Genomic DNA, 3,982 nt, shown 5'->3' with positions numbered 1-3,982 from the left:
GCGTATCGAGGAGGCCGCGGCCCAGGACCTGGCCGCCCGGGACGCCTCGACGCCCCGCACCACGGACGAGATCGGCGACGCGCTCGCGGTACGAGCAGCGAGCTGAGCCACCCCAGGAAGACAGGACATGACGATCCCCCTTGAGCTCAAGCCCTCCTCACAGCCGCTCTCCGACGCGCGGCGGGAAGCGATCCTGGCCGACCCCGGATTCGGCCGCCACTTCACCGACCACATGGTGACGATCAGGTGGACGGAAGGGCGCGGCTGGCACGACGCGCAGCTCACGCCGTACGCGCCGCTCTCGATCGACCCGGCGAACATGACCCTGCACTACGCACAGACGATCTTCGAGGGTCTCAAGGCGTACCGGCAGCCCGACGGGACGGTCGCCACCTTCCGCCCGGAAGCCAACGCCGCGCGCTTCCAGGCCTCCGCGCGCCGGATGGCGATGCCGGAGCTGCCGGTGGAGACCTTCATCGCCGCCTGCGACGCCCTGCTCACCCACGACGCGGCGTGGGTGCCGAACCGTGCTGAACACTCCCTCTACCTGCGCCCGTTCATGTTCGCCACCGAGGTGGGCCTCGGGGTGCGGCCCGCCGACGAGTACCTGTTCATGGTCATCGCCTCGCCGGCCGGTGCGTACTTTCCCGGCGGGGTGAAGCCGGTGTCGGTCTGGCTGTCCGAGGAGTACGTGCGCGCCTGCCCCGGCGGCACCGGCACGGCCAAGACCGGCGGCAACTACGCCGCCTCCCTGGCCGCCCAGGCCGAGGCCGCCCAGCACGGCTGCGACCAGGTGGTCTGGCTGGACGCGCGTGAACGCCGCTGGATCGAGGAGATGGGCGGCATGAACCTGTACTTCATGTACGGGGACCGCGTCATCACCCCCGCCCTGTCGGGGTCGCTGCTGCCGGGCATCACCCGCGACTCGCTGCTCCGGCTCGCCGCGGACCTCGGCTACCGGGTCCGCGAGGGGCGGATCTCCGTCGAGGACTGGAGGAACGGCAACGCGGACGGCTCTCTCACCGAGGTCTTCGCCTGCGGCACCGCCGCCGTGATCACGCCGGTCGGAGCGGTGAAGTCGACGCGGGCGGAGTGGACCGTGGGCGACGGGCGGCCCGGAGAGGTCACGCTGCGGCTGCGGAAGGCGCTGCTGGACATCCAGACCGGCGCGGCGCCCGACCGGCACGGCTGGCTGCACCGCCCCCAATGACACCCGTATGCCGTCACGGCCGTCGGCTCGGCGCACGGAGCGGAACGTGCGGCGCGGACGAGCGGCACGCCCGAAACAGAGAGGCCCGTCATCGATGACCGCGGAAAGCAGACCCGGAACCCCGGCGGGGGCCGGCGACGCCTCGCCGGGAACCGGCACACCGGCCCTTGACCCGGAGGAGGGTTACCAGCGGGGACTGGACAGCCGTCACATTCAGATGATCGCCATCGGCGGGGCGATCGGCACAGGTCTGTTCCTGGGAGCGGGCACGGCCATCTCCAAGGCCGGCCCGAGCCTGATCCTCGCCTATGCCGTGGCCGGTGTGGTGATCTTCTTCATCATGCGGGCCCTGGGCGAGCTCCTGATGTACCGCCCGGTGTCGGGCAGCTTCGCCGAATACGCCCGCGAGTTCCTGGGGCCGTTCTTCGGATTCGCCACCGGATGGACGTACTGGCTTTTCTGGGTCGTGACCGGCATCACCGAGGTGACGGCAGCGGCTCAATACGTCAACTACTGGTGGCCGGGCATCAGCCCATGGGTGTCCGCACTGTTCTTCACATTGCTCCTCTACGGTGCGAACCTGATATCGGTCAAGATTTTCGGGGAGCTGGAATTCTGGTTCTCCATGGTCAAGGTGACCGCCATCATCGGCATGATCCTCATCGGTATCGGTGTCCTGACGATCGGGTTCTCCGACGCCGGCGACACCGCTTCCGTCTCCCACCTGTGGGCCGACGGCGGGTTCTTCCCCTCGGGCCTGTCCGGCACCGTGATGACCCTGCAGATCGTGATGTTCGCGTTCCTGGCGGTGGAGCTGGTGGGGGTGACCGCGGGGGAGTCCAAGGACCCCGAGCGCAGTCTCCGCAAGGCGATCAACACGGTGCCCGTGCGCATCGCCGTCTTCTACGTGGGTGCGCTGACCGTGATCCTGTGCGTCGTGAGCTGGACGGAGTTCGAGCCCGGCGTGAGCCCCTTCGTCGCCGCGTTCGACCGGATCGGGCTCTACGCGGCCGGCGCCGTCGTCAACTTCGTCGTCCTCACGGCCGCCCTGTCGTCCTGCAACTCCGGGATGTACTCCACCGGCCGGATGCTGCGCGACCTGGCCCGCAACGGCCAGGGCCCCGCGATCTTCACCCGGATGACCCGACGCCAGGCGCCGGTCATCGGGATCAGCTTCTCCGCGGCTTTCATGATGGTCGGCGTCTGGATCAACTACGAGTGGCCGGAGGGGGCCTTCGCCTACGTCGTGTCCTTCGCCACCATTTCCGGCATGTGGGCGTGGGTCATGATTCTGTGCAGCCAGCTGCGGTATCGGCGGCTGGTGGCGCGGGGAGCTTTGCCCGCGTCGTCCTTCAGGGCGCCGGGCGCACCGTACACGAGCTGGTTCGCGCTGGCGTTCATCATGTTCGTCGTCGTCCTCATGGGAATCGACGAGCAATCACGGATATCCCTTTACGGGGCGCCGATCTGGGCTGCTGTACTGCTCGTCGCGTACCGGGTCCTGCGGGGCAGAAACCCCCGCGCATTCGCTCGTGACAGCCGCTCGGGCCGGACGGGGAAAGCTGCCGGGCAGGAGCTCCCTGACAGAGCCGTGTGACCCAACCACCATAGTCCGCTCACCTGAAGCAGCCTTTTGGTCCGGGTAAACCAAACGTGACTTCACGGTCCTGGCGGAATGTGTGACGATCGGCGTGACGTGAGGAAGGCGTGGCATGGAGCATGTACGGCTCGGTACCACCGGATTGAAAGTCTCCCGTCTCTGCCTGGGCACCATGACCTTCGGTTCGCAGTGCGACGAGGAGGTGTCACGGAAGGTCCTCGACCGGGCCGACGACGCGGGAATCACCTTTCTGGACACCGCGGACGTCTATCCACTGGGCGGGGACGACACCACAGTGGGCCGGACCGAGGAAATCCTCGGGGGCTGGCTGAAGGGGCGCCGGAACCGATTCGTGGTCGCCACGAAATGCTTCGGCAGGACCGGTCCCGCCGCCTGGGACGGAGGAAACAGCCGGCGTCACATCATGGAGGCCGTCGAGCAGTCGCTGCGGCGGCTGCGGACCGACTGGATCGATCTGTACCAGCTGCACGCGTACGACCCCGAGACCCCGTTGGACGAGACGCTGGAAGCGCTCGACGACCTGGTCCGTTCGGGGAAGGTCCGGTACGTCGGCTGCTCCAACTTCCTGGCGTACCAGGTGGCGAGGGCACTCGGCCGCAGTGAGGTGCGGGGCCTCACCCGCATGGTGTCCGTACAGCCCCGCTACAACCTGCTTTTCCGCCCGTTCGAGCGAGAACTCTTCCCGCTGTGCCAGGAGGAGGGTCTCGGTGTCATCACCTACAACCCGCTCGCCGGCGGGCTGCTGACGGGCAAGTACACGCCGCGGCAACAGCCCTCGGAAGGACGGTTCGCTCTGCCGGAAGCCGGCCGGATGTACCGGGACCGCTACTGGCGGGATGCCGAATTCCGCGCGGTGGACAGCCTCCACGGCATCGCGCGGGAGGCCGGCCTGACGCTCGGTGTGGCCGCCCTGGCCTGGGTCATGGCCAACCCGGCGGTCACCGCACCCATCGTCGGCGTCAGCTCCCCCGAGCAGCTCGACACCGCGCTCACCGCGAGCGGGACGCGTCTCGATCCCGAGGTGAAAGCCCGCCTCGACAAGGCCACCCGGATCTTCCGCTGGGGGGACGCCTCCCGATGAGGACCGGGTCCGACGGCTTCCCGCTGGTCGTGGTGACGCTGGGCGCGGCCGGTGCGCTCGTGGCTCGGTG

Annotated in this window: 3 protein-coding genes and 1 pseudogene; all 4 read left to right on the top strand. The window is 68.6% G+C overall.

Annotated elements, in window-relative coordinates; all coding sequences use genetic code 11:
• Nucleotides 1–106: pseudogene (locus ABZZ38_RS30320) on the top strand (3-isopropylmalate dehydrogenase); the annotation flags it as partial.
• A 21-nt stretch (nucleotides 107–127) separates the two neighbouring features.
• Nucleotides 128–1,210, top strand: a complete 1,083-nt coding sequence (locus tag ABZZ38_RS30315) for a branched-chain amino acid aminotransferase (RefSeq protein WP_356745735.1) — start codon at nucleotides 128–130, stop codon at nucleotides 1,208–1,210.
• A 94-nt stretch (nucleotides 1,211–1,304) separates the two neighbouring features.
• Nucleotides 1,305–2,807 carry an amino acid permease gene (locus tag ABZZ38_RS30310; RefSeq protein WP_356745733.1) on the top strand — a complete coding sequence of 501 codons (1,503 nt, stop codon included), beginning with the start codon at nucleotides 1,305–1,307 and terminating at the stop codon, nucleotides 2,805–2,807.
• A 115-nt stretch (nucleotides 2,808–2,922) separates the two neighbouring features.
• Nucleotides 2,923–3,912, top strand: a complete 990-nt coding sequence (locus tag ABZZ38_RS30305; protein ID WP_356745731.1) for an aldo/keto reductase — start codon at nucleotides 2,923–2,925, stop codon at nucleotides 3,910–3,912.
• Nucleotides 3,913–3,982 lie beyond the last annotated feature (70 nt).

Source organism: Streptomyces sp. NPDC006368, assembly GCF_040612535.1.
GTDB lineage: Bacteria > Actinomycetota > Actinomycetes > Streptomycetales > Streptomycetaceae > Streptomyces.
Note: the sequence above shows the minus strand (reverse complement) of the source record. Positions and strands in the feature narration are given on the sequence as shown.

Excerpts from the sequence above, each read along its gene's own strand:
- ABZZ38_RS30315 (WP_356745735.1), top strand. The coding sequence starts at position 128 with ATGACGATCCCCCTTGAGCTCAAGCCCTCCTCACAGCCGCTCTCCGAC.
- ABZZ38_RS30310 (WP_356745733.1), top strand. The coding sequence starts at position 1,305 with ATGACCGCGGAAAGCAGACCCGGAACCCCGGCGGGGGCCGGCGACGCC.
- ABZZ38_RS30305 (WP_356745731.1), top strand. The coding sequence starts at position 2,923 with ATGGAGCATGTACGGCTCGGTACCACCGGATTGAAAGTCTCCCGTCTC.